Annotated in this window: 17 protein-coding genes and 1 pseudogene; 3 read left to right on the top strand and 15 right to left on the bottom strand. The window is 45.4% G+C overall.

The features are described 5' to 3' along the window. Window positions 1–45: 45 nt before the first annotated feature. From pgi to sdhC, 12 genes and pseudogenes are all read right to left on the bottom strand, one after another. Complete coding sequence (gene pgi, locus W234_RS0107345; protein ID WP_025646135.1) at window positions 46–1713, bottom strand: glucose-6-phosphate isomerase; 1668 nt, start codon at window positions 1711–1713, stop codon at window positions 46–48. A gap of 3 nt (window positions 1714–1716) precedes the next feature. After that, window positions 1717–2592 (bottom strand): UTP--glucose-1-phosphate uridylyltransferase, encoded by an 876-nt coding sequence (locus tag W234_RS0107350; RefSeq protein ID WP_025646136.1) that lies wholly within the window; start codon window positions 2590–2592, stop codon window positions 1717–1719. 73 nt (window positions 2593–2665) lie between these two features. After that, a pseudogene (locus W234_RS0107355) lies at window positions 2666–3154 on the bottom strand (GDP-mannose 4,6-dehydratase); the annotation flags it as partial. A gap of 169 nt (window positions 3155–3323) precedes the next feature. Further along, window positions 3324–4199: a succinate--CoA ligase subunit alpha gene (gene sucD, locus W234_RS0107360; RefSeq protein WP_025646140.1), complete on the bottom strand. Its 876-nt coding sequence runs from the start codon at window positions 4197–4199 to the stop codon at window positions 3324–3326. A 117-nt stretch (window positions 4200–4316) separates the two neighbouring features. Further along, a complete protein-coding gene (gene sucC / locus W234_RS0107365) occupies window positions 4317–5483 on the bottom strand; it encodes an ADP-forming succinate--CoA ligase subunit beta (protein ID WP_025646142.1) in 1167 nt (388 codons plus the stop codon). A 255-nt stretch (window positions 5484–5738) separates the two neighbouring features. Then, complete coding sequence (lpdA, locus tag W234_RS0107370) at window positions 5739–7190, bottom strand: dihydrolipoyl dehydrogenase (protein ID WP_025646144.1); 1452 nt, start codon at window positions 7188–7190, stop codon at window positions 5739–5741. 273 nt (window positions 7191–7463) lie between these two features. Further along, window positions 7464–8726 carry a 2-oxoglutarate dehydrogenase complex dihydrolipoyllysine-residue succinyltransferase gene (gene odhB, locus W234_RS0107375; protein ID WP_025646146.1) on the bottom strand — a complete coding sequence of 421 codons (1263 nt, stop codon included), beginning with the start codon at window positions 8724–8726 and terminating at the stop codon, window positions 7464–7466. A 175-nt stretch (window positions 8727–8901) separates the two neighbouring features. Then, the gene (locus W234_RS0107380; RefSeq protein WP_025646148.1) at window positions 8902–11784 is read right to left on the bottom strand and encodes a 2-oxoglutarate dehydrogenase E1 component; all 2883 of its coding nucleotides are present in this window, start codon (window positions 11782–11784) and stop codon (window positions 8902–8904) included. Between the two features lie 602 nt (window positions 11785–12386). Continuing rightward, window positions 12387–13097, bottom strand: coding sequence for a succinate dehydrogenase iron-sulfur subunit (locus W234_RS0107385; protein WP_025646150.1), 711 nt, complete (start codon window positions 13095–13097; stop codon window positions 12387–12389). A 176-nt stretch (window positions 13098–13273) separates the two neighbouring features. After that, window positions 13274–15124, bottom strand: a complete 1851-nt coding sequence (sdhA, locus tag W234_RS0107390; protein ID WP_025646151.1) for a succinate dehydrogenase flavoprotein subunit — start codon at window positions 15122–15124, stop codon at window positions 13274–13276. 272 nt (window positions 15125–15396) lie between these two features. Beyond that, window positions 15397–15804 (bottom strand): succinate dehydrogenase, hydrophobic membrane anchor protein, encoded by a 408-nt coding sequence (gene sdhD / locus W234_RS0107395; protein ID WP_037059282.1) that lies wholly within the window; start codon window positions 15802–15804, stop codon window positions 15397–15399. Beyond that, window positions 15804–16190 carry a succinate dehydrogenase, cytochrome b556 subunit gene (gene sdhC, locus W234_RS0107400; RefSeq protein ID WP_025646159.1) on the bottom strand — a complete coding sequence of 129 codons (387 nt, stop codon included), beginning with the start codon at window positions 16188–16190 and terminating at the stop codon, window positions 15804–15806. The genes sdhD and sdhC overlap by 1 nt, the downstream gene beginning before the upstream one ends. Window positions 16191–17199: 1009 nt before the next feature. Between sdhC and gltA the strand changes: the two genes are divergently transcribed. Further along, window positions 17200–18495, top strand: a complete 1296-nt coding sequence (gene gltA, locus W234_RS0107405; protein WP_025646160.1) for a citrate synthase — start codon at window positions 17200–17202, stop codon at window positions 18493–18495. Between the two features lie 117 nt (window positions 18496–18612). On the opposite strand, the gene W234_RS0107410 is transcribed toward gltA, so the two are convergent. Both W234_RS0107410 and W234_RS0107415 read right to left on the bottom strand, forming a co-directional pair. Then, entirely contained in the window at window positions 18613–19629 is a 1017-nt protein-coding gene (locus W234_RS0107410) for a hypothetical protein (RefSeq protein WP_025646162.1), read from the bottom strand. A 257-nt stretch (window positions 19630–19886) separates the two neighbouring features. Next, window positions 19887–20420 (bottom strand): hypothetical protein, encoded by a 534-nt coding sequence (locus W234_RS0107415; protein WP_025646164.1) that lies wholly within the window; start codon window positions 20418–20420, stop codon window positions 19887–19889. 622 nt (window positions 20421–21042) lie between these two features. On the opposite strand from W234_RS0107415, the gene W234_RS0107420 reads away from it, so the two are divergent. Then, on the top strand, window positions 21043–22332 hold the full coding sequence (locus tag W234_RS0107420; protein ID WP_025646166.1) for a replication-associated recombination protein A: 1290 nt from the start codon (window positions 21043–21045) through the stop codon (window positions 22330–22332). A 123-nt stretch (window positions 22333–22455) separates the two neighbouring features. Further along, a complete protein-coding gene (ribBA, locus tag W234_RS0107425) occupies window positions 22456–23568 on the top strand; it encodes a bifunctional 3,4-dihydroxy-2-butanone-4-phosphate synthase/GTP cyclohydrolase II (RefSeq protein ID WP_025646168.1) in 1113 nt (370 codons plus the stop codon). Window positions 23569–23675: 107 nt separating this feature from the next. On the opposite strand, the gene W234_RS0107430 is transcribed toward ribBA, so the two are convergent. After that, the gene (locus W234_RS0107430; RefSeq protein ID WP_025646170.1) at window positions 23676–24182 is read right to left on the bottom strand and encodes an acyl-CoA thioesterase; all 507 of its coding nucleotides are present in this window, start codon (window positions 24180–24182) and stop codon (window positions 23676–23678) included. Window positions 24183–24190 lie beyond the last annotated feature (8 nt).

Here is a 24190-nt window from a genome sequence, read left to right on the forward strand (position 1 = left end):
CAGCCGCAAAGTCGACTCTCATTTCTATACTTTGTCTTGCCATCGTTATTCAAATAACTGCTTGATATGCGCAAGGAGCTGATTGGTAGAGCTATCAAAAGGCGCGGTGCTGTCTTGTTGCATTGCCTGATAGACAGTTTCGGCCATCTGCTTACCCATCTCAACCCCCCACTGATCAAAAGGGTTGACGTCCCATATACTCGCCATCACGTAGACCTTATGCTCATATAAAGCAATCAGCTCGCCTAAACTATGTGGGGTCAGCTCATCGAGCAGCAAGGTCGTAGAAGGCTGATTGCCGCGATAATGCTTGTATTTATCCGTAGTACAAACCGTCGTACTGACAGCAGCGACAGCAGCGTTACCGAAGGCTAATACTCGGCTCTGCGCCAAACAGTTAGATAAAGACAACTCATGCTGATGCTGTAGTGAGCTGTTTTGCACCTCATCACTATAGTGACGCACGCAAGCGATAAAGTCGCAAGAGACATGCTGAGTGCCCTGATGTAGCAGTTGATAAAACGCGTGCTGGGCATTGGAGCCAATCTCGCCCCATAAAATCGGGCAAGTATCATAGTCGATATGAGTACCGTCATGTGTCACTGACTTACCGTTACTCTCCATCTCCAGCTGAGTCAAGTAGCTTGGCAAGTACTCAAGCCGACCATCGTAAGGCAAGACGGTATGCGCGTGTATCTGTAAAAAGGTACTATTCCAAACCGCAAGCAAGCCTAATAGCACTGGTAGATTGTCTTTGAAGTTCGCGGTCGCAAAGTGCTGATCCATACTATGAGCGCCAGCGAGCAGTTCACGAAACTGACTCATACCGATACGAATGGCAATCGCCAGCCCAATCGCCGACCATAAAGAAAAGCGACCACCGACCCACTCCCAAAGCTGCAGCTGATGCTCAGGATGAATGCCCCATGCCGTCATCTTGGCGCTGTTAGCGGAGATACCGATGAAGTGACGGCGCAGCACGCTATTTTGCGAGCCTGAATATAGAGCCGCTGTCGTCAATAGCCAAGACAGTGCCGTTTGTGCATTAGATAGCGTATCAACGGTGCCAAAAGATTTAGAAGAGATGATAAATAGCGTCGTCTCAGCATCTAAACGTTTTAGCAAGTTATCGAGCTGTGAGCCATCCATATTAGAGACGAAATGCACGATAATATCTGTATCAGCCCACTCATCTAGCGCAGACGTTGCCATTAGTGGGCCTAAGTCTGAACCACCGACGCCGATATTGACCACATCAGTGATGGCTTTACCCGAAAACCCGCGCCAAGTACCATTACGAATCCGCGCCGATAAACGCTCAACTTGCTGTAAGCTGTGATGCACATCACTGACCACGTCCTGCTCATTGACGACTAACTCTGCGCCCTCAGGCAATCGCAGCGCAGTATGTAGTGCCGCACGCTCTTCGCTAGTATTGACCATAGCGCCTTGTAGCAAATCTTTGATACGCGCTGTTAGCTCACAGCTCTCAGTCAAATGTAACAAACTTGCTAATACCGACTCATCGATACATTGCTTGCTATAATCCATATACAGGCTACCTGCCTGCGCGCAAAAGCGCTGCGCTCGACTGCTATCCTCTGCAAACAGCTCCGCTATCGACCACTTCTGCTTCGCTAACGTTTGCAATTGCTGCCAATACTCAGAGTCGCGAGCACTGCTATAAATGTTATTGGCACTCATATCGTTCATCAGCTACCCTTTAGATGCGAGCTGCTGCTCAGCAAAGTAAATAAAAGCTTGCATATAAGAGTGCATGTCACCAGCATCGTAGCTATCACCGCGCATGGTGGTGACATTAACACCAGACTCACTAATCAGCGCATCGATAGCATCGGTTAGCTGAATCTCGCCGCCGACAGAAGCTTTGGTGTTGGCCAAATAGTCAAAGATTTGATTACTAAACACATAACGACCCACTACCGCTAGGCGCGACGGCGCATTGGCTAAATCAGGCTTTTCGACAAATCCCGCTACCCCAAAGCTAGCATTACTGTCTGTACTGTCACTGATCTCAGTAGTGCTATCGACAAGTTTGGCAATGCCATATTTATGGACGTCGCTATCGGCGACTTGCTCAACGAGTATCTGTGAATGCTGATCTTTAGCAAATTCCGCCAACATAAAGGCTAAGTTGTCAGTAGCCATATCGCCAGTAAAGGGATCAAGCACGACATCGGGCAGTAAGACTGCAAAGTCATTGTCAGCGACAATGGGACGCGCTGCTAATACCGCATGACCTAAGCCCAAAGCCCTACCTTGGCGGATCATCGACACGCTGACATCATCCGGTAGCCAGTTGAGACTATCAGCCAGCTCGTCTTTGCCTTTATGACGTAATTGCGTATCAAGCTCGGCATTGATATCGAAATAGTCTTCAATCGCGCTTTTTTGCGCATGACCGACAAGGACGATATGCTTGATGCCGGCGGCGATAGCTTCCTCGACGACGTAATGAATGGCCGGGCGATTTCCTAAAGGCAATAACTCTTTAGGTACGGACTTGGACAGTGGTAGCATACGAGTGCCGAAGCCTGCGACAGGAATAACGGCATGGGTTATTTTTTTCATAGATTAATAGTGCTTTTAGTTAGTTTTAAGGCAATATAGCGATTTTTTCTTGGCTACTCTAGTATAACCGCGTCTATTTTGTGTTATAGCCGTCAGGATTCATGCTTTGCCAGCGCCAAGTATCTTCACACATATTAGTAATGGAAAGCTTAGCTTGCCATCCTAGCAGCTCTTGCGCTTTATCAGCACTAGCATAACAGCTTGCAATGTCACCAGCACGCCGCGCCGCAAACTGATAAGGGATATCTATTTTATTTACTTTACTAAAAGCGTTAACCAACTCCAGAACTGAGCTACCTCTGCCTGTGCCCAAATTAATAGGCAAAAATCCTGCTGCATGAGTCTGCTGCTGCAAATGATCAAGTGCAGCGACATGGCCTTGTGCTAAATCAGTAACATGAATATAGTCACGCACCCCTGTACCATCGATAGTCGGATAGTCATTACCAAAGATACTAAGCTTGTCTCGTCTACCTACAGCTACTTGCGAGATAAAAGGCATCAGGTTATTTGGAATACCGCTTGGGTCTTCACCAAACTGTCCTGACTGGTGCAGAGCAATACAGGTATGAGTACCAATATACCCAGCACCACCCGTCACTAATATTTTATTATTCATAGCAATTTTCAAACATAAAAAAACACCCCATTATAGGGGTGTCTCTCTTACTTCTCAACATAGCTTTAGTAGTTGGTTCTTAACTCTTTATCTACTATCGAGAATACCTGACTTACCAGCCAGTAACTTCTTTTAGCTTATCACCAATTTTTGATGGGTCACGCGTGTAAGCGATACCTGCATCTTCAAAGGCCTTAAATTTCTCTTCAGCTGTGCCTTGACCGCCAGAGATGATTGCGCCAGCATGGCCCATGCGCTTACCAGCAGGTGCTGTGACGCCAGCGATATAGCCGACAACAGGCTTAGTAACGTTGTCTTTAATATAAGCGGCCGCTTCTTCCTCAGCGGTACCACCGATTTCACCGATAAGTACAATAGCTTCAGTCTGTGGATCGGCCTCAAACAGTTTTAGCGCATCGATCTGGTTCATGCCTGGGATAGGGTCACCGCCGATACCGATACAGGTTGACTGACCAAAGCCAAGCTTCGTGGTTTGCGCCACCGCTTCATAAGTTAGCGTACCTGAGCGGGAGATGATACCGACTTTACCTGGCAGATGGATGTGACCTGGCATGATACCGATTTTGCACTCGCCTGGCGTGATGACACCTGGGCAGTTCGGACCGACCATACGTACATCACCAGCTTCTTCGATATAGCGCTTCGCTTTTAGCATATCGATCGTCGGTACGCCTTCGGTAATGACGATAATCAGCTTAACGCCGGCATCGACCGCTTCAACGATAGAATCTAGCACAAATGGCGCAGGCACATAAATGACTGACGCATCCGCTTGTGTTTCATCCATTGCTTCTGCCATCGTGTTAAAGACTGGCAGACCTAAATGCGTTTGTCCGCCTTTACCTGGGGTTACGCCGCCAACGACTTTAGTGCCATATTCGATCGCTTGCTCAGAATGGAAAGTACCGTTTTTACCGGTGAAGCCTTGTACTAATACTTTGGTATCTTTATCAATTAATACACTCATTGTTTTATCCTTGTATTCGCTTGTCTGATAGCTGTTAGTAATAGCGGCTTACTCGCTATAGGCAAGCAAGCAGCGACTATTACTGATGAACTCTACTGTTTACCTACTAATGATAAGTTAGGCTTGAACAGCATCGACGATTTTTTGGGCAGCGCCCGCTAAGCCTTGAGCAGAGATGATTTTGACATCGGACTGCTCGAGCAGCTCGATACCTTTCTCAGCATTGTTACCCTCTAAGCGCACAACGACAGGTACTTGTACATCGACTTCTTTTACCGCGGCAATGATAGCTTCTGCAATCATGTCACAGCGCACGATACCGCCGAAGATGTTAATGAGTACGCCCTCGACACTGCTGTCTTCTAGAATAATCTTGAACGCTTCAACGACGCGATCTTTAGTTGCGCCGCCGCCAACGTCTAAGAAGTTAGCAGGCTTGCCGCCGTATAGCTTAATGATATCCATGGTCGCCATAGCAAGGCCGGCACCGTTGACCATACAACCGATGTTACCTTCTAGCGCAACATAGTTAAGGTCAAACTCTGCAGCTTTTAGCTCACGCTCATTTTCTTGCGTTTTGTCTTGTAGCGCGGCGATTTTTGGCAGACGGAATAACGCGTTTGAATCGATACCAATTTTGCCATCGACACAGACGATCTCGCCATTTTCACGTACCGCTAATGGGTTAACTTCGAGTAAAGCAAAGTCATTATCCACAAAGGCATTATAAGCACCAGTCATGATTTTCACGAACTGATTGATTTGTTTGCCTTCTAGACCTAACTGGAACGCAACATCACGCGCTTGATAAGGCATGAGACCGACTAATGGATCTACAGTGACTTTGAAGATTTTTTCTGGCGTCTCATTAGCGACTTCTTCGATGTCAACGCCGCCTTCGGTTGAGGCCATAAAGGTGACACGGCGGGTAGAACGATCGACAACTGCGCCTAAATATAGCTCAGTCTGTACCGGATACATATCTTCTGCGACTAAGACAAAATTGACCGGTTGGCCATCAGCGTCAGTCTGAAAAGTGACTAAGTTAGTACCGATAAGCTCATCAGCAACTTGCTTAGCTTCTTCGCGAGTTTTGACAAGTTTGACGCCGCCCGCTTTACCACGGCCACCCGCATGAACCTGCGCTTTGATAACAGCGATGTCTGTTGGAGTCTTATCAAAAGCAGCGGCAGCTTCGTCACCGCTGTGAGCAACGATACCCTCTTGGATCGGTAGGCCGTAACTTTTTAATAGCTCTTTGGCTTGATACTCATGTAAATTCATTGATTGTATCCTTTATTTTTTTCAATTGAGAATGTGATAATAAATAGTTAAACAAACGCGCCATGATATAACTGACAGCGCGCCTGTGGTTAGCTAGAGCGATAATAATAGATAGCGCTACTAGCTGTAATCCTTATGCTTAAGGTTGTCCGCATGACAGCGTATTAGCCTGCCAGTTTGACAGCTATTGACGCTTTAGTTGCCATCTTCTTTAGGACGAAGTGATGACTGACTAAGGACAAACCTGCACGGATACTATTTACGTTTTTTACGCTGAATGGCGTGAATAGCACGGCCATCAGCAGATAAGGCAGCTTCGTGTACCGCTTCTGAAATCGTTGGATGCGCGAAAGTCATCAGCTGCAAATCTTCGATACTAGAGACAAATTCCATCGCGATCATGCCTTGATGGACGATGTCGCCGGCGCCAGCAAAGATAGCATGCATACCGAGTAAACGATCGGTCTTAGCATCGGCAACGACTTTGATTGAGCCTTGCGCTTCACTTTGCGCCAGCGCGCGACCGTTAGCAGCTAGATTGAATGAGCCTGTTTTGACCTCATAGCCTGCATCCGCAGCTTCTTTTTCAGTCAGACCAACCCAAGCGATTTCTGGATGGGTATAGATAATGTTGATAATAGTGTCATAGTTGACTTGTGCTTTTTCGCCATGAATGCGCTCAACCGCCATCATGCCCTCTTCCATCGCTTTATGCGCGAGCATCGGGCCACGTACTAAATCGCCAATAGCATAGACGCCATCTAGATTGGTTTTGCACTGATCATCGACATCGATAAGGCCGCGTTCGGTTAGCGTCACACCGCTGTCCTCGCCAAGTAGCTTCTCAGAGTAAGCACGGCGACCGACACAAACGATCAATTTATCAAAGCTCTCATCTGAGGCTTCGCCTTTGTTTTCGCTAGTGACGACGACTTGACCGTCTTTGACTTCTGCATTAGTCACTTTGGTATCGACGCGGATATCTAAGCCTTGTTTTTTGAACATCTTACGAGCTTCTTTGGCGATATCTTTATCAGCAGCGGCTAAAAATTCAGGCAGCGCTTCATAAACCACGACTTCCGCGCCCAAGCGACGCCATACTGAACCAAGCTCAAGACCAATAACGCCTGCACCAATCACGCCCAAGCGCTTTGGCGTCTCAGTGAAATCAAGCGCGCCAGTCGAGTCGACGATATGCTCGTGATCGACTTTGGCAACTGGAATATCGATAGGCACAGAACCTGAGGCTAAGATAACGTTCTTGGCAGTAATGGTGCTTTCTGCATCATCCTCTAGCGCAACAAATTTAACTTTTTTGTCATCGCCTTTACCGTCGACTAACGTGCCCCAACCTTGTAGCCAGTCAACACCATTGCCCTTGAGTAGTGCCGCAACACCGCCCGTTAATTGCTTGACGATACCTTCTTTACGCTCAATCATCTTCTCGACGTTGATGCCGACATCACCGGTGCTGATGCCATGCTCGTCGAGCTCGTCTTTTGTCGCCTCATAGCGATGTGAGGTATCAAGTAAAGCTTTTGATGGAATACAACCAACGTTCAAGCAAGTACCGCCAAGCGCCGGCTCGCCTTTGTAAACACGTTTTTCGATACAAGCGACGCTCATACCCAACTGACCGGCACGAATAGCCGCTTCGTAACCACCAGGTCCGCCGCCGATAACGACTAGATCATAATTATCTTTCATAGTAATTTCCTAATATTTTTATCGTAAAATTTAGTTTGGCTCTATGCTATTGACGTTATTCTCGCTTGCATAGCTATTTATTTTAATCGATTGATAAAGCATCAAATTCAAGATGTATAGCTAATACACTATCTTGATAGGATGATTCACCTAAAATGAATAGCGAGAGTTTTAAGGTGAAGTTTATTGTTCTAAACAGTAGGCAAGACAGAACATTTATTGGCATAAAGTTAAAAAGCTTGTATTAGCGATTGCCAATACAAGCTTAGAAGCTTATAGGTCTAATAACAGCATGGTTGGGTCTTCGACAAGATCCTTAAGTGTCACCAAGAACTGTACCGCCTCTTTACCATCAATCATACGGTGATCATACGATAGCGCTAGGTACATCATTGGTAAAATCTCAACCTTACCATCGACAGCCATCGGACGCTCATTAATCGCATGCATACCTAAGATAGCAGTTTGCGGTGGGTTCAAGATAGGCGTTGACATGAGTGAGCCAAAGACACCGCCGTTAGAGATGGTGAACGTACCGCCTGTCAGCTCATCAAGACCGAGCTTACCTTCTTGTGCTTTACCGCCAAGCTCACGGATTTTGCTTTCGACATCCGCCATGCTCATCTGATCAGTATCACGAAGTACAGGTACAACTAAACCGCGATCTGATGATACAGCAACACCGATATCATAAAAACCATGATAGACGATATCATCGCCATCGAGTGAGGCGTTCACTGCTGGGAAACGTTTTAGCGCTTCAGTAGCAGCTTTGACGAATAACGACATAAAGCCTAGACGCACACCATGACGCTTCTCAAACTGATCTTTGTACTTAGTACGCATATCCATGAGTGGCTTCATATTGACTTCGTTGAACGTCGTCAGCATCGCTGTTTCTTGAGTCGCTGATAGTAGACGCTCGGCAACACGCTTACGCAAACGAGTCATCGGTACGCGCTTTTCGCTACGCTCGCCCGATTCGGCGACTGGCGTCCCCTTATCGTTTTTGATGCTGCTATCTGCTTTGAGTTTAGGGCTTGCCATATCAGATTTGGTAACTCGGCCATCACGGCCACTGCCTTCGACATTTTTTGGATCAACGCCAGACTCTTTCGCCGCTTTACGTACCGCTGGGCTTTGGTCTTTATGAGCGTCTTCTTTTTTGTCTGTCGCTTGTACTGGCTCACCGCCATCAGCTGCTTGCTTTTTCTGTACTGGCGCCGCAGGCTGATCTGGATTGACGGCTGGAGCTTCCGCATCATCACCGCTGCTGTCTTCACTATCGGTACTGCCGCTAGCGCCAGCTTCAAACTCAGCGATAAGATCGTCTGACTCAACCGTATCATCGACTTGCTTAACGATTTTGGTGACTACGCCGTCATCTGGAGCGACTACTTCTAATACAACTTTGTCCGTTTCGATTTCCGCTAAGATATCATCACGGTTGACTTGTTGACCTTCAGTAACGTGCCACTCAACGATCGTGCCATCAGCTACCGATTCTGGAAACACGGGGGCTTTAATCTCAGCCATCGATATACTCCTTAGATTGGGATAAATATTATTTATTATGAAATTGTGGTAACCAGCCAAATCATTTGATTCACTTTAATTTAGTACTTTGTTCCAATACTGTTGTGAAATGAATAATACTCTGACTGCTACCACCTGTTTGTTTGATCTTTCTTAAAGCTAATACTGTCAAAAACTACTTTGTCAATTGTGAGACTTCTACACCTAAGCCGCCGGCAATTAAGTCTTGCTGCTGACTGGCATGCAATTTTGGCGATCCGGTAGCTGGTGCGGCACTTGCTGGACGCGCAACAGGCTCCATCACTTTCGCTTTGGTTGGGTGCGGAACCACAATACGGAACATATGCGGCGCTAGATAATACCAAGCCCCTTGGTTTAAAGGCTCCTCTTGCGTCCAAACGATCTCTTTTAAATTGCTGTATTTATCAAATTCAGCGATCAAACGCTCTTCTGGTAGCGGGTATAGCTGCTCAATACGTACGATAGCCACATGGTCTAAGCCCAATTCACGGCGCTGCTCGAGTAAGTCATAATAGACCTTACCCCCACAAAGCACTAAACGGGTAATTTTATCGTTATCCTGCTCATCAATCTCAGAGATCACCGTCTCGAACTTATGACCAGTCGATAACTCTTCTAGCTCTGAGGTAGCAAGCTTATGACGTAATAAGCTCTTCGGCGACATTACGATCAAAGGCTTACGAATCGGACGTACCGCTTGACGACGCAGGGCATGGAATATCTGTGCTGGTGTCGTTGGAGTAATCACTTGCATGTTATCTTCAGCACACAGCTGCAAGAAGCGCTCAAGACGAGCTGAAGAATGTTCAGGACCCTGACCTTCATAGCCATGCGGTAATAACATGGTCAAGCCGCACACGCGCTGCCACTTAGTCTCACCACTAGCGATAAACTGGTCGATGACCATTTGTGCGCCATTGACAAAGTCGCCAAACTGAGCTTCCCAAACGATTAATGCATTTGGCACAGTCGTAGCATAACCATATTCAAAAGCGAGCACTGCCTCTTCTGATAAAAGCGAGTTATAAATTGCAAAGCGCGCTTGATCTTTACTCATATGCGCTAATGGCACGTACATACTGCCATCGTTCATATTGTAGATCTCGCTATGACGATGCGAGAAAGTACCCCGGCCAACATCTTCGCCAGTGATACGTACTAAGGTTTTGTCATGGTCAACTAAGCTGGCGTAAGCGAGTGTTTCAGCCGCGCCCCAGTTTAGTGGCTCTTCACCGGTTTGCATCGCTAAACGCTGCTCAACCACCTTTTGTACTTGACGCTGTAGCTTATAACCTTCAGGCATCACTGCCATCTGCTTACCATAGCCTTTTAGGATGTCGATATCGACGCCAGTATCCCAGTCATCTTCTAACTCATGACCTAAATAAGGGGTCCAATCGACAAATAGTGCTTCATCAGGCTCACTCACTAAAGAGTTCGCGACATACTCGCCGCGATCTAGTGATTCGCGGTATTCGTCTTCGTATTTAGCGGCTTCATCTTTGCTAATAACGCCTGCATCGATAAGCTTATTGGTATAGATAGTGCGCGTCGTTGGCAGTTTTTTAATCACTGAATACATCAGTGGCTGCGTTGCTGAAGGCTCATCCGCTTCATTATGGCCATTACGACGATAGCAGAAAAGGTCAATAACGATGTCTTTGCCGAACTCATGGCGATAATCTAGTGCCAATTGCGCAGCAAACACTACCGACTCAGGATCATCACCATTCACATGTAAGATAGGCGCATGTACCATCTTAGCAATATCTGTACAGTACTCTGTCGAGCGCGCATCTTCTTGACGGCTAGTGGTAAAGCCAACTTGGTTGTTAATAACGATATGTACTGTACCGCCAGTAGTATAAGCGCGGGTCTGTGACATCTGGAAAGTTTCTTGTACGACACCCTGCGCTGCAAAAGCAGCATCACCATGAACGACAATCGGTAATACTGAATTACCGTATTTACCATGATCTTTTGGCTCGTCATTACGGCGAACTTGACGGGCGCGTACGGAACCTTGTAATACAGGTCCCACAATCTCAAGATGTGATGGGTTAAAGGCTAAGGCCAAATGTGCCTCTCCGCCAGGTGTCATCACGTTTGAAGAATAACCATTATGGTACTTGACGTCACCTGAACCTTTTTCTGGCTGCACTTTGCCATCAAACTCATCGAATAGGTCCGCTGGGTTCTTACCTAAGATATTAACGAGTAAGTTTAGGCGTCCACGGTGCGCCATACCGATGACCATCTCTTTTGTGCCGTAGCCACCAGCGCGCTGAATGATCTCGTTTACCGCAGGAATAAAGCTCTCACCGCCTTCTAGACCGAAGCGTTTTACCCCAGTATATTTACGTGCTAAGTATTTTTCTAATCCTTCAGCAGCCGTTAAGCGCTCAAGAATAGATAAGCGCTTTTCTTTATCGAATTCTATATGGCCAAGATTGCTTTCCATATACTGCTCCATCCAGCGCTTCTCAACGCTAGTGGTCACATGCATATACTCGATACCGATATAACGGCAATAGACGCGCTCCATGATTTCAATGATCTCACGTAGCGACGCTTCAGGCTTACCAATTTTTAAATCGTTGGTCGGAAAGACGGTATCTAAATCAGCTTCTGATAAGTTGTGGTAGGCCAGTGTCAAGTCTTCGACTTTGTCACGTGGATGCAAATCTAAAGGATCAAGCTGGGCACGGCGATGACCGCGGCGACGGTAAGCGGAGATGAGCTGCTGTACGCCCATTTGCTTAGGGTCAGCACAATTAGCAGTGCTATCACTATTAGCAGCTGAGGCACTAACTTTGTTTGCCGTTTGATTGCGTGCCAATAACAAGAACTGATCTTGAATGGCGTTATGCTTAGCATCATTTGGCGATTGATATTGTTTGAAGTACTGCTGCCAATTCTCATCGACACTGTTAGGGTCGGTTAAGAACTGCTCATAAAGTGCTTCGATATAATGAGCATTATCAGCGGCAAGTTCTGTGTATCCTGCATCGGCTTTTCTTTGAGTTGTACTATTCATAATAATCGTCTATTTCATAGATAAATGAATGGAAGTTGCGGGTTGTACTTATAATTATGAGTAACTTTTAGAACGTCTTGGGCTAAATCAATTATTTGTGAACGCCCAGTCTTATTATCTTAGTCGTTTGATAATAATAACTTATATATACTAGCTCTAGCCATAACTATGTCTATCGCTTAGTTTTAACTTTGAAGCGCTCATTAGTGTTTATGGCTTAAAGAGTCTATCGACTACAAATATTGTATCCTTTTACTCTCGTCACTCTCACTAAACGATGCTCCCTAGGGTAGCACGGCCCACAAGCTAACCATAGTTTGTTTGTTCAATACTAGGTATTTAAGTAATGAATATTCACTATCATAGCCAATGTTAAATACATTGAGCCACTACTAATGAGCATAAAAAACTAACATAGAAAGCGAAAATTTCGTTAATTGAGCTATTATGGCCTATGATAACATTTTCGCTCGTAAGTTTTTATGGCTAGTTTGTCATTATCGCTGTACTTAGCACAAAATATTAACAAAAGAAAAACACCGCCTCAGGACGGTGTTTTTCTTTTGTCTGATAAATAGTATGTCGCTTATTGACCTACTAGATTAGCCTGCTTGATCAATAAGCAAATTGCGCAGATGACCGATAGCTTTGGTTGGGTTTAAGCCTTTTGGACAGACTGAAACGCAGTTCATAATACCGCGGCAGCGGAACAAGCTGAACGGATCATCTAAACGCGCTAGGCGAGCCTGCGCATCCGTATCACGACTATCCGCTACGAAGCGATAGGCATGTAACAATGCTGATGGGCCCAAGAATTTATCTGGGTTCCACCAAAATGAAGGGCAGCTGGTCGAACAGCAAGCACATAGAATACACTCATAAAGACCATTCAACTGCTCGCGCTGCTCAGGAGACTGTAAGCGCTCTGTCGGCGGTGCTGGCTGGTCATTAATCAAATAAGGATGTACTTTTTCGTACTGCTCATAGAACTGGTTCATATCTACGACTAGGTCACGAACGACTGGCAGTCCAGGTAGCGGTCTGATGGTAATCTTTTCAGGTAGCGTGTTCATGTTAATAAGACAGGCTAGGCCATTTTTACCATTGATGTTCATACCGTCCGAACCACAAATACCTTCACGGCACGAGCGGCGGAAAGTGATGGTCTCATCTTCTTTCTTTAGGCGTAATAATAAATCAAGCAACATACGATCTGACTCTAGTAGCTCAATCGTATAGGTTTGCATGCGCGGCGCTGCGTCCACATCAGGATCGTAGCGATAAATTTCGATGGTGCGAGTACCTCGGCTCATATTGCTAAACTCCACACTTAGTAAGGGCTGGCATACAAGGATTCTATTCTCTTAGCGTAGGCGCTGCTGAGTAACTTGTAGCTGGCAGTAAACTGCCTAAAATTAAATATCTTAATACTTTATTGGTACTAGCGCACTAGTATGCGCTAGTACTAAACGATCCAAATAGCGATTGACTAATAAACGCGAACTTTTGGTTCAATATAATCGACCGTCAATGGCGTCTTACGTACAGGCTTATAAATGATACGGTTATCATCAGAGTACCAGATGGTATGCTTCATCCAGTCGTGATCGTTACGACCATTTGGCGCATAATCATCGTCTTCAGGACGGTCATAGTCGGCAACACTGTGCGCGCCGCGGCTCTCATGACGGCTAGCTGCTGAGATCATCGTCGCTTTGGCTACTTCGTATAAGTTAATCACTTCAAAAGCTTCGATACGCGCGGTGTTAAATACTTGCGACTTATCTGCTAAATGAATATGATCGATCTTTTCTTCTAGTGCCAATAGCTTCTCTACGCCTTCATCCATAAGCGCTTGCGTACGGAAGACGCTAGCATGCTTTTGCATAATTGCGCGAATCTCATCAGCAACGTCTTGTGCATTGTAGCCTTCGGTTGACTGCTGTAGCTTATTCAAACGGCCAACCGTAAAGTCTAGCACATGAGTATCTAGCGGCTTATAGTTATGATCGTTATGATGGAATCCATCAACGATATGCTTGCCTGCTGCACGGCCAAAGACGACTAAATCAAGCAGTGAGTTGGTACCTAAACGGTTAGCGCCATGGACACTAACGCAAGCGCACTCGCCAATAGCATATAGACCTTTGACAATCGTGCCTTCGCTATACAGACCTTCGTCATCGGTACCAGCTTCTAGATTCGGGGTGATGACCTGGCCATGAATCGTGGTTGGAATACCGCCCATCATGTAGTGAATCGTCGGAATCACGGGAATAGGCTCTTTGGTGATATCGACGTTAGCAAAGTTTTTACCAATCTCAAATACCGATGGCAAACGCTTCATAATCGTATCAACCCCCAAATGCGTCATATCCATAACGATATAGTCAGCATTTGGTCCACAGCCGCGGCCTTCTTTGATTTCTTGGTCCATAGAGCGCGATACCAGATCACGTGGCGCTAAGTCTTTGACCGTTGGCGCGTAACGCTCCATAAAGGCTTCGCCATCTTTGTTACGTAAGATAGCGCCTTCACCGCGGCAGCCTTCGGTCAATAGTACACCGGCTCCGGCCACACCCGTTGGGTGAAACTGCCAGAACTCCATGTCTTGTAGAGGAACGCCAGCGCGAACCGCCATGCCGATACCGTCGCCAGTATTGATATAAGCGTTAGTAGAAGCAGCAAAAATACGACCCGCACCGCCCGTTGCCAGTACAGTCACTGGCGACTGGAATACTGCAACCGTGCCCGTCTCTTGCTCAAGAGCAATAACACCGTTGATATTACCGTCTTCGTCTTTGATCAAATCAAGAGCAATCCACTCAATAAAGAACTGCGTACCTTGTTCAAGGTTCTTTTGATATAAAGTATGCAACAACGCGTGACCGGTTCTATCAGCTGCCGCGCAAGCACGTTGCACCGCTTTTTCGCCGTAGTTTGAGGTATGACCACCAAACGGGCGCTGATAAATCGTGCCATCTTCGTTACGGTCAAAGGGCATACCCATGTGCTCAAGCTCGTAAACCACTTTTGGCGCTTCACGGCACATATATTCGATAGCGTCTTGATCGCCTAACCAGTCTGAACCTTTAACGGTATCGTAAAAGTGGAAATGCCAGTTGTCATTGCTCATGTTCCCCAAACTTGCACCAATACCACCTTGAGCGGCTACAGTATGTGAGCGTGTTGGGAATACTTTCGTGATTACCGCAACATTCATACCCGACTCAGCCAGTTGTAGCGAGGCACGCATACCTGAGCCACCACCGCCGACGATGACTGCGTCGTAATTAAGGGTTTTGATGTTGCTAATAGTATTGTCTTGTCTTGTTGCCATTGTGATTTTCCTAATGCCTGTTTGTGCTCGCGCCTGTGTTATTTATACAAGATGCCAGCGAAGTAACTACAAGGGCTATCTACTATCTAAATCTGTGCTATACACTTATAAAAGATAAGATCTTGGCACGTTATGACCGTTGTCATCGGTATTTATTGATATAGCGACTGGCCTGTAAGAATTAAAATGCTAGGCGCTACTGTCAAAAATAGCTTAAGCGCTAATGGTTATAATCAAGCGAACGCATCACTTATCAAGCGTAATGCTAAAAATTATACGGCGATAACGCCAAAGCCATTGCCCCAAAAGATCATGATGCCCCAGAACAAATAAACTAAAATGGCAAGAATCATAAAAGTCTGTAGTACCATTCTGAGTTTAGTAGCACTTTCGCCCATCTTTCCTGAAGTGATATAGTCAGTAAACACAGTCCACATACCTACCCACGCGTGGCCAGCTAATGCCAAAATAGCAACTAAGCTAAATAGACGCATAGGTAAGCTATACATAAAGCTCGACCATTCTAGAAAGGTCACGTCTCCATGGGTCAAAAAGAAGCCCAGTAATACGATACTGTACACCGCTAGAACAATAGCACTAATGCGCTGCACCATCCAATCACGCGTTCCTGAACCAGTAAGGCCTGTAGCGCTTTTTACTCCTGAATTATTCTTTATCATTAGAACATCACCCATACAAATGACGCGACAATCAATATCGCTGCAATCACGAAACTGACAAAAGATGCCGTACGTGCTGATTTCAACTCTTCATTTTGGCCATTATCAGCAAATAAATGCTTCACACCCATTACAAAATGATAGGCCGTAGCAGCAACAAATATCCATGCTAAGAAACGAAGAAAAACGTTATCGAATACGGTCAAAAAACTCTCAGGCGATGCCAAAGAGGTTTGCAGTAGCCACAACATAACAGGAATGAGTAAAAATAGGATAATGCCAGAAATACGATGCAAGATTGACGCAATCGCAATCGGTGAGCGGTTAACGCTAATCACTTGGCTTAAGGGCAGATCAATAGGTCGGTTGCTTTTCACAGCGGGCATCCTTTTAGCGGTTATACTCGAGTTCTACTTATGGTTTAGTAATCGTCTACCAAACACACTGAGCGACATACGAGATGAATAAAATAAGGAAGAGCTAGCTGACTTTGCTAAATGCACGTTACGCCATCATGGTGATATGACATACTTACTAAGCGATGATTGCATTATTCTAGCTAGTGTCTGTCAACCACCATAAACACAAAAAAAGATAACGCCATCGGCTATCTTTATTAAGAATAACTACATGATCATCATTCTAAAAATAGAATAAATAACAATAACATTCAAGTCTTAAACGCTTTTTAATCGCCAAAACACCCTATCAATCGTAACAAGATATTAGAAAACGACCCTGTTAGCTGTCAGCTTCTGATAGGTTTGCGTTAAATTAACAAAGCGTATGTCAGTTAAATTACCGCAATTATAAAATGACTGGCGACTAATTACAAATTTATCCCCAAAATAGTCACTTTTGTCGTTGTTTTTACAAAAACTTAAGCTTCAGTGAGTGTTGGTTCAACTTTTCTAGATTTTTCTCTTAATCTGTCTACAACACTTATAAAGGTATATCACAGCTGTATATCTTCTTATATAAAGTAGGCTATCAGCATAGTCTTGCTACTTTGTAATTATTTATCAGTACCCTCATCATCAATATGTGCTTAAGATATATAGTGCTCTTCATCAGTTTGTTTCAGTAGCATATACCTCGTAAAAGTGTTAAAACGGATGAAATTAACGCTAAATTACACATCAGACATATTTTGATACAACTTATCACCCTTTTAGCTGCCTTTAAAGCCTATGAATCTCGTGTTTGGAGAGAAAAGTATTTTCACCTCTTCCTGAATTACTGCTAATATAGCTTACATATGAAGTGAGCGGCATACAAAGTACCGCTCCTCAGTAATGACTTAACCAGTAACGACAAGCCGTTACGACTACACCGTATGACGCACTAGCAAGCGTCGCTTTTACATTCATACGCTAAAACAATGGAGAGGAAATTATGGCTGACAACATTAAGTCAAATAATGAAGCCAAACTAACCGCAGAAGGTAAGGAATACCAACTTCCTATTATTCAGGGTACTTTAGGTCGTCCAGTTATCGATATCGCTGCCCTACAAGATTCAGGCTTTTGGTCTTATGATCCTGGCTTTAAAGTGACTGCCCCTGTTGAGTCAAAAATTACTTTTATCGATGGTGGTAAAGGCGAGCTGTTATACCGCGGCTACCCTATCGATCAGTTAGCAAACCATGCTGAATACCTAGAAGTGGCTTATGCGCTGATTCATGGCGATCTACCAAACGCAGAACAAAAAAAGGATTTCTTTGAGAAAATTCGTAAGCATACTGGCGTCCATGATCAGCTACGTAAATTCTTTGAAGGCTTCCGCCGTGACGCGCATCCTATGGCGATTATGGTCGGTGTTGTTGGAGCGTTATCTGCGTTTTATCATGACAAGCTCGACATCAGCGACGAAGATCATCGCGAAATCACGGCCATCCGCTTAATCGCTAAAATGCCAACTCTTGCGGCTATGAGCTATAAATACTCACAAGGCGAGCCGTTCATGTATCCGCGTAACGACTTTAGCTACGCAGAAAACTTCTTATATATGATGTTTGCTACTCCTGCTGATGTTGATTATAAAGTCAATCCTATCCTCGTTGATGCGATGGACAAAATCTTTACTTTGCATGCCGATCATGAGCAAAACGCTTCGACGTCTACTGTACGTCTAGCCGGCTCTACTGGTGCAAACCCTTATGCTTGTATCGCTGCAGGTATCGCCGCTCTATGGGGTCCATCACATGGCGGCGCGAACGAAGCTGTCCTTGAGATGCTAGATGAAATTGGCACAGTGGAAAACGTACCAGCATTTATGGAAAAAGTGAAAAGCCGTGAAGTAAAACTGATGGGCTTTGGTCACCGTGTCTACAAAAACTTCGATCCACGCGCGCAAGTACTGAAAAAAGCTTGTGATGAAGTATTAGAAGCTCTAGGTATCGACGATCCTAAGCTTGAGCTGGCTATGGAATTAGAAAGAATCGCTTTAGAAGATCCGTTCTTCATCGAGCGTAACCTCTATCCAAACGTTGACTTCTACTCTGGTATTATTCTAAAAGCTATTGGTATTCCAACGTCTATGTTTACGGTTATCTTCTCGTTAGCGCGTACCTCAGGCTGGATCAGCCACTGGATTGAGATGCATAGCGCACCGTTCAAAATCGGTCGTCCGCGTCAGCTCTATACCGGTGAGACGCATCGTGATCTTGTTAAGGTTGAAGACCGCAAATAAGAATCAACGATTTAGTTGTCTTACTAACCTTCTGTACTAAAATATCACCCATAAAAAATCCCGCTCATCGGCGGGATTTTTTATGGGTGATATTTTATGCTTAGTTTTTATAAGCAGTTACTGAAACTCTTCTAAGGTCTGTTCGTATTTCGCAATTTGCTCATCATAGTCTTTAATAGTTTCATTAAACTTGGTCATCAACTCTTCAAACTCTTGCTGCTGAGCGATTTTCATCTCTTGCATGTAGCGGGCTTGCCGAGCTTCTATTTGCTCCCAAATTTGGTGCTGGACGATGAGACGCGCTAATGCCGGACTTTTGGCATTGAGCCTGTCGGCAAGCTCTGTATGTTCAAACAGCTGTGGTATCAAGGCGGCGATATTGATTAAGGTATTGACCTCGGCGCTACTCAGTGGCTGTGATATCGGCTGATAAAGCGCATCGATGGTTTGCTGATAGCTGTCGATGATTTGTTTTTCGGTCAAGATTGTCGTTTTTCGCGGCTCAGCGCTAATGCGTCTTAATACGCTCAGATCGCGCTCACCTGCATCAGTGCTGCTATTTGGTTCCAGCTCAGTATCAATATTAATATCAGTATCGACATCAGTGTCAGTATTGGCAACGGTCTCGGTTAAGGTGTTAGATTCATTCGCTGAAAGCTCAGCATCAGTAGTGCTATTATTTGCTGTGGCTGAACTGGATCCAGCAGCGGTATCCACCGCCGCTTCATTGTCATCATTAGTCACGTTATTTAGTAACAGATCATCTTCACTGGTCGTCATATCAGCCGCTTGCAAAGACTCATACTCTGCCTGTAACCGGCGCTGTAAGCTCTGCATTTGCGCCACATATACTGGCTGCATCTGCTTGATATGGGCAGCCGCTGAATCACTTTGAGGTACAGGCTTCATCTCTTCAGTAGCCGCTTGCTCCTCTGCGTTAGCCGTACTGTCATCGACTGCTGATTGTGGCTGACATCCCACTAATAGCGATGCTGCTAGCACCATAGTCGCTAATACTTGAGGCGATTGACGGCCGGCAGATTTAGTAGGTCGTTTATGGCGCATTTGCTGGTCGTCAGCATCAGTGTCAGTGCCAGCATCGGTTTTGGGTCGAACAAGCAGAAAGTTAGGCATCAGAGAACATATCCTTTGTTAAGAGCGCCGCTATAAAAGCTAGATTAAAGTATAAATGGCTACCTTTGACTCACTTGCTCCTAGGGCGTGTTTATTCTTTATTAAAAAGTGTTTTATTGAAAAGTGAGTCGCTTTCATCATAGCGACTATCGCTGACAATCTGAAGATTAAATAGTGAACGAGCTGTCGTCAGTATCTTTTTGAATAAATACCATTGTTAAAATGCTAATGAGTATCTTTGTCAATTAGTGCTAATGTTAATTAATACCTTTGCTAGGTTTTATTTGCTCAGTCGCTGCGGTCAAAAAAGGTATGCACTCCTCTAAGTCGTTGCAATCCTTCCCAAGCTTACGACGAACAAAATAGTCTTGTACCATGCGCGCTTGCTGCTCAATGCCATATCTAAAGAAGGATTTGCCCGCTTTTAGCTCATAAGCATAACGCCGATTGACCAGCGCTCCGCGTACAACCTTTAGGCCTTGTTGCCATTGCCAAACGTGAGTGAGCTCATGAATCAGCCAACTTTGTTTGCCAAGTGCAGCCTTGCTAAAGTCATCAAGCCAATTATCAGGATGAAAATAAATATGACCATTGGGACTAACTGCATAGTTTTTTAGCACCCACCAAGCGGTTTTCAAGCGCACATCTTGTAAGTGCAGACTGTCGCCAAAAACCGAGCGTGCCAGCTCACACTCGCCTTCAGTCAAAGGCCGTGATTGTTGATTAAAACGATCCCGACTTGTTAGTTTAGACAACAGTCGCGATAACGATTTGGGAGAATAGCGAGACATTATTGAGACCGCCTTAAGGTAGTTTTGGAGGCTTTGTTTGCTTGTACTTTCTAAGTGCTAATTAATCTAAGATTATAAAATCAAACGCGCTACAGTAATGAGTTTTGCGCCGTTGCTCATCAGCAGCAAGTGACAGTCATACTAGTTTGCGATCACTGTTTCAAATTAAAATGGCTCTAAATCACCATCGTTTAATTATTAAAACAGAAATATTAAAACCAATCCACTTGTGAATAGCGAATATGCCCTAATATCAAAGGGGACAGTCCTTTTTAAGATTGTGCTTTTTTATTTAGGGCGTGTTAAACATTCGACCATGGCACTGACAGAGACTATTTTTTAGGCGATTTGCAGATAAAAATGGTAAGTTTAGTCGTTCTAAGCGTCTATTTTTATCAATAAAGCGGCAAAAAATAGTCCTGTCCCTGTTGTTGTAGTTAGGGCTGATGCTAAAATCGCCCTAGTCGTTGCGACTGTTTAAATAAAATCAGCTAACCAATGCAATAAGCATTACCTGCAATTTTCACTTAGACTAGAACTATTTTAGCTATCAGCAGTGCGCATTTGTGAATGTTCAACACGCCCTAATAGCGCATTACTTTTAATACGCCTTAGGAATTTTATGCCCTCTGCTTTTCATGCTGATACGCCTTTAGCACAGCGTATGCGCCCTACGACTTTAGATGATATCATCGGCCAAGAGCATCTGTTAGCCGCTGACGCGCCGCTGCGACGTTTGGTCGAACAAAACCATCTGTCCTCTATTATCTTGCACGGGGAAGCAGGCATTGGTAAAACCACTATCGCGATGCTATTAGCAAAAGCGGTAGGCCGACCGTTTCATGCTTTATCAGCTTTGAACACTGGCGTTAAGCAACTGCGCGAAGTGCTCGATAACAATGACTCGCTCAGCTTTGAGTCGCCGGTGGTTTTTATCGATGAGATTCATCGGTTTAATAAAGCCCAGCAAGATGCTTTGCTTGGCGCAGTGGAAGCAGGTGATATTACTTTAATTGGCGCAACTACTGAAAACCCGTCTTTTAGTGTCAATAATGCTTTGCTGTCTCGCTGCCAAGTCTACCGCTTAGAACCGCTGGATAATGAACAAATCGCTGCTGTCTTGCAAAGAGCACTCACTCAAGATACGGTGCTAAAAACTTTAAACATTGAGCTACAAGCACAAGGCTTTATTAGTGAGCTGGCACACGGCGACGCTAGAAAGGCGCTAAATTTACTAGAGTTGGCGGTGCAGACTGCTGATCCTAAGCACACCCCGATTATCATCGATGATGAGATTGTCGGGCGCGTGGCGCAGACAGCATTGGTGCGATACGATAAAGATGGTGAGCAGCATTACGATATCATCTCAGCGCTGATCAAGTCGGTACGCGGCTCGGATCCAGACGCGGCGCTGTATTGGATGGCTAGAATGCTAGTCGGCGGTGAGCCTGCTGATTTTATCGCGCGGCGGCTGGTCATATTGGCGAGCGAAGATATCGGTAATGCCAATCCAAATGCGCTGCTGCTCGCAGATGCAGCCTTGCGTAGTGTGCAGTCTATCGGTATGCCTGAGGCGCGGATTATCTTAGGACAAGTGGTGGTCTATTTGGCCACTAGCGCTAAGAGTAACAGCACTTATAAAGCGATTAATGCAGCGATGCGCTTAGCGGAAAAGGACGCCTCCCCTGTACCGCTGCATCTGCGTAATGGCGTGACTAAACTGATGCGTAATGAGGGCTACGGCGCCGGCTATACTTATCCGCATAACTACCCCAACCATTACTACGCGCAAAGTTACTTGCCTGACAACCTCATTGGCACCCGCTTTTATGAGTATGCTGACAATCAGCGCGAGCAGCACAGTAAGACGTTTATGGATTGGCTAAAGAGCCAAGCTGCTAGTAACGACTGACACGCGCTTAAGAGAATAATTACCTGTAGTACAGCACGTAAGCGTATCTACTGTTACAATTCCACTGTTACAATGACGCATCGATCTTTTGACACCCAAACCAATAAAAATATAGAGAGTCCTATGAGTTTAAATACTATTCCTGAGATAATTGAAGATATTCGCGCCGGTAAGATGGTCATCTTGATGGATGACGAAGACCGCGAAAATGAAGGCGATATCATTATGGCTGCCACCCATGTGCGCCCTGAAGATATTAACTTTATGATTACCCATGCTCGCGGCTTAGTCTGTCTTACCTTATCACAAGCGCGCTGCCAGCAATTGGCACTACCACTGATGTCAGATCGCAATGAGGCTAAGTTCAGTACCAACTTTACCGTCTCTATCGAAGCGGCTGAAGGGGTGACTACAGGTATTTCGGCGGCTGACCGGGCGCGTACCATTCAAGCAGCGGTGTCTTCGGCAGCGAAACCAGAAGATATTGTCCAGCCTGGGCACATCTTCCCTATCATGGCACAAAACGGCGGCGTGCTCCACCGCGCCGGGCATACCGAAGCGGGCTGCGACTTAGCACGCCTAGCAGGGCTTGAACCTGCTGCAGTGATCGTTGAGATTATTAATGCGGATGGGACGATGGCTCGCCGTGATGATTTAGAAGTATTTGCCAAAGAGCATGATATTAAGATGGGTACGATTGCTGATCTTATTAACTACCGTATCGCCAATGAGCAAACGATAGAAGAGATAGAGTCGCGTCCATTTGAGACGGAGCATGGCAGCTTTACCTTGCACCGCTTTCGCGAATTTGGCGCTGATGAGACGCATTTAGCCTTAGTCAAAGGTGATGTCAGTGCTGGCGTCAGTACTGTACGGGTACACGGCTTTCATCCGCTGCGAGATTTATTTGCCGCCAAAAACGATACGACGGGTCGCAGTGGCTGGAGCGTACAGTCAGCACTAGAGGAAATCAGTGCTTCAGAGCGCGGAGTCATGGTTTGGATTGGCAGTCATCAGCCTGTCGATCTTGGCGATGCGTTAGATAAAGCGGCAGGCAATGAGTCCTTGTCAACGATCACTCAGCAGCCCTATCGTAGCATCGGTGTTGGCGCGCAAATCTTGCGCCATCTAGGCGTACGTGATATGCGTCTGCTATCTTCGCCCATGAAGTTTTATGCGCTATCAGGTTTTGATCTTAATGTGGTCGATTTTGTCAGCGCTCCCAATAAAGAATAAAGTGCTGTATAAGTAAATTATTTTATTCAAAGCTGTAATTAAAAATAAAAAGGCACGCTAGCTACTGTTAGCGTGCCTTTTTTTGTCGATAGAATGATAGAAGCGCTTTAATGCTCTGGGGTATGATCAAATTGCGCTTCTAAAGCGAGCAGGCGCGAGCGCTCTTTAGCTGTCCAAGGCAGTTTGTGCTCACTATTATTATCTAAACGTACGATGACCGCTTCTGCCTCTGCTACTACCTCTTGCTGCTGCTGGCTATAATAGCTATATTCTATAATCATGCTGGTAGTACCCAAACGCTGACAACGTAGACCTATAAGTAGCGTGTCAGGATAAGTGACTGGCCGCAGATACTGGCAACTTGAATGCGCCAGCAACATAGCGCCGCTCTCGAACAGATCTAAGGCTTGCAAATAATGAATGCGCGCCGACTCAGCATAACGATAATAAACGACGTTGTTGAGATGGTTTAAGGCATCCATCTCGCCCCATTGCACCACCTGAGAGTAAATGACAGGATAGTGCTGTAAAGCAGCGGGCGTCTCATCTTCCCCATTGCTATGCGTCTGGTTCTGCTGTTTGACTTTGGTATGCTCAGGACTAGTAGGGCTCATAGTAGAGT

It is taken from the genome of Psychrobacter sp. TB15, assembly GCF_000511655.1.
Lineage (GTDB): Bacteria > Pseudomonadota > Gammaproteobacteria > Pseudomonadales > Moraxellaceae > Psychrobacter > Psychrobacter submarinus.

Coding starts and splice junctions, on each gene's coding strand:
- sdhC (WP_025646159.1), bottom strand. CDS start 16,190: ATGCCCGCTGTGAAAAGCAACCGACCTATTGATCTGCCCTTAAGCCAA.
- odhB (WP_025646146.1), bottom strand. CDS start 8,726: ATGGCTGAGATTAAAGCCCCCGTGTTTCCAGAATCGGTAGCTGATGGC.
- ribBA (WP_025646168.1), top strand. CDS start 22,456: ATGAGTTTAAATACTATTCCTGAGATAATTGAAGATATTCGCGCCGGT.
- W234_RS0107430 (WP_025646170.1), bottom strand. CDS start 24,182: ATGAGCCCTACTAGTCCTGAGCATACCAAAGTCAAACAGCAGAACCAG.
- W234_RS0107350 (WP_025646136.1), bottom strand. CDS start 2,592: ATGAAAAAAATAACCCATGCCGTTATTCCTGTCGCAGGCTTCGGCACT.
- pgi (WP_025646135.1), bottom strand. CDS start 1,713: ATGAACGATATGAGTGCCAATAACATTTATAGCAGTGCTCGCGACTCT.
- W234_RS0107420 (WP_025646166.1), top strand. CDS start 21,043: ATGCCCTCTGCTTTTCATGCTGATACGCCTTTAGCACAGCGTATGCGC.
- W234_RS0107380 (WP_025646148.1), bottom strand. CDS start 11,784: ATGAATAGTACAACTCAAAGAAAAGCCGATGCAGGATACACAGAACTT.
- sdhD (WP_037059282.1), bottom strand. CDS start 15,804: ATGATAAAGAATAATTCAGGAGTAAAAAGCGCTACAGGCCTTACTGGT.
- W234_RS0107410 (WP_025646162.1), bottom strand. CDS start 19,629: ATGCCTAACTTTCTGCTTGTTCGACCCAAAACCGATGCTGGCACTGAC.
- W234_RS0107385 (WP_025646150.1), bottom strand. CDS start 13,097: ATGAGCCGAGGTACTCGCACCATCGAAATTTATCGCTACGATCCTGAT.
- sucC (WP_025646142.1), bottom strand. CDS start 5,483: ATGAATTTACATGAGTATCAAGCCAAAGAGCTATTAAAAAGTTACGGC.
- lpdA (WP_025646144.1), bottom strand. CDS start 7,190: ATGAAAGATAATTATGATCTAGTCGTTATCGGCGGCGGACCTGGTGGT.
- sucD (WP_025646140.1), bottom strand. CDS start 4,199: ATGAGTGTATTAATTGATAAAGATACCAAAGTATTAGTACAAGGCTTC.
- gltA (WP_025646160.1), top strand. CDS start 17,200: ATGGCTGACAACATTAAGTCAAATAATGAAGCCAAACTAACCGCAGAA.
- W234_RS0107415 (WP_025646164.1), bottom strand. CDS start 20,420: ATGTCTCGCTATTCTCCCAAATCGTTATCGCGACTGTTGTCTAAACTA.
- sdhA (WP_025646151.1), bottom strand. CDS start 15,124: ATGGCAACAAGACAAGACAATACTATTAGCAACATCAAAACCCTTAAT.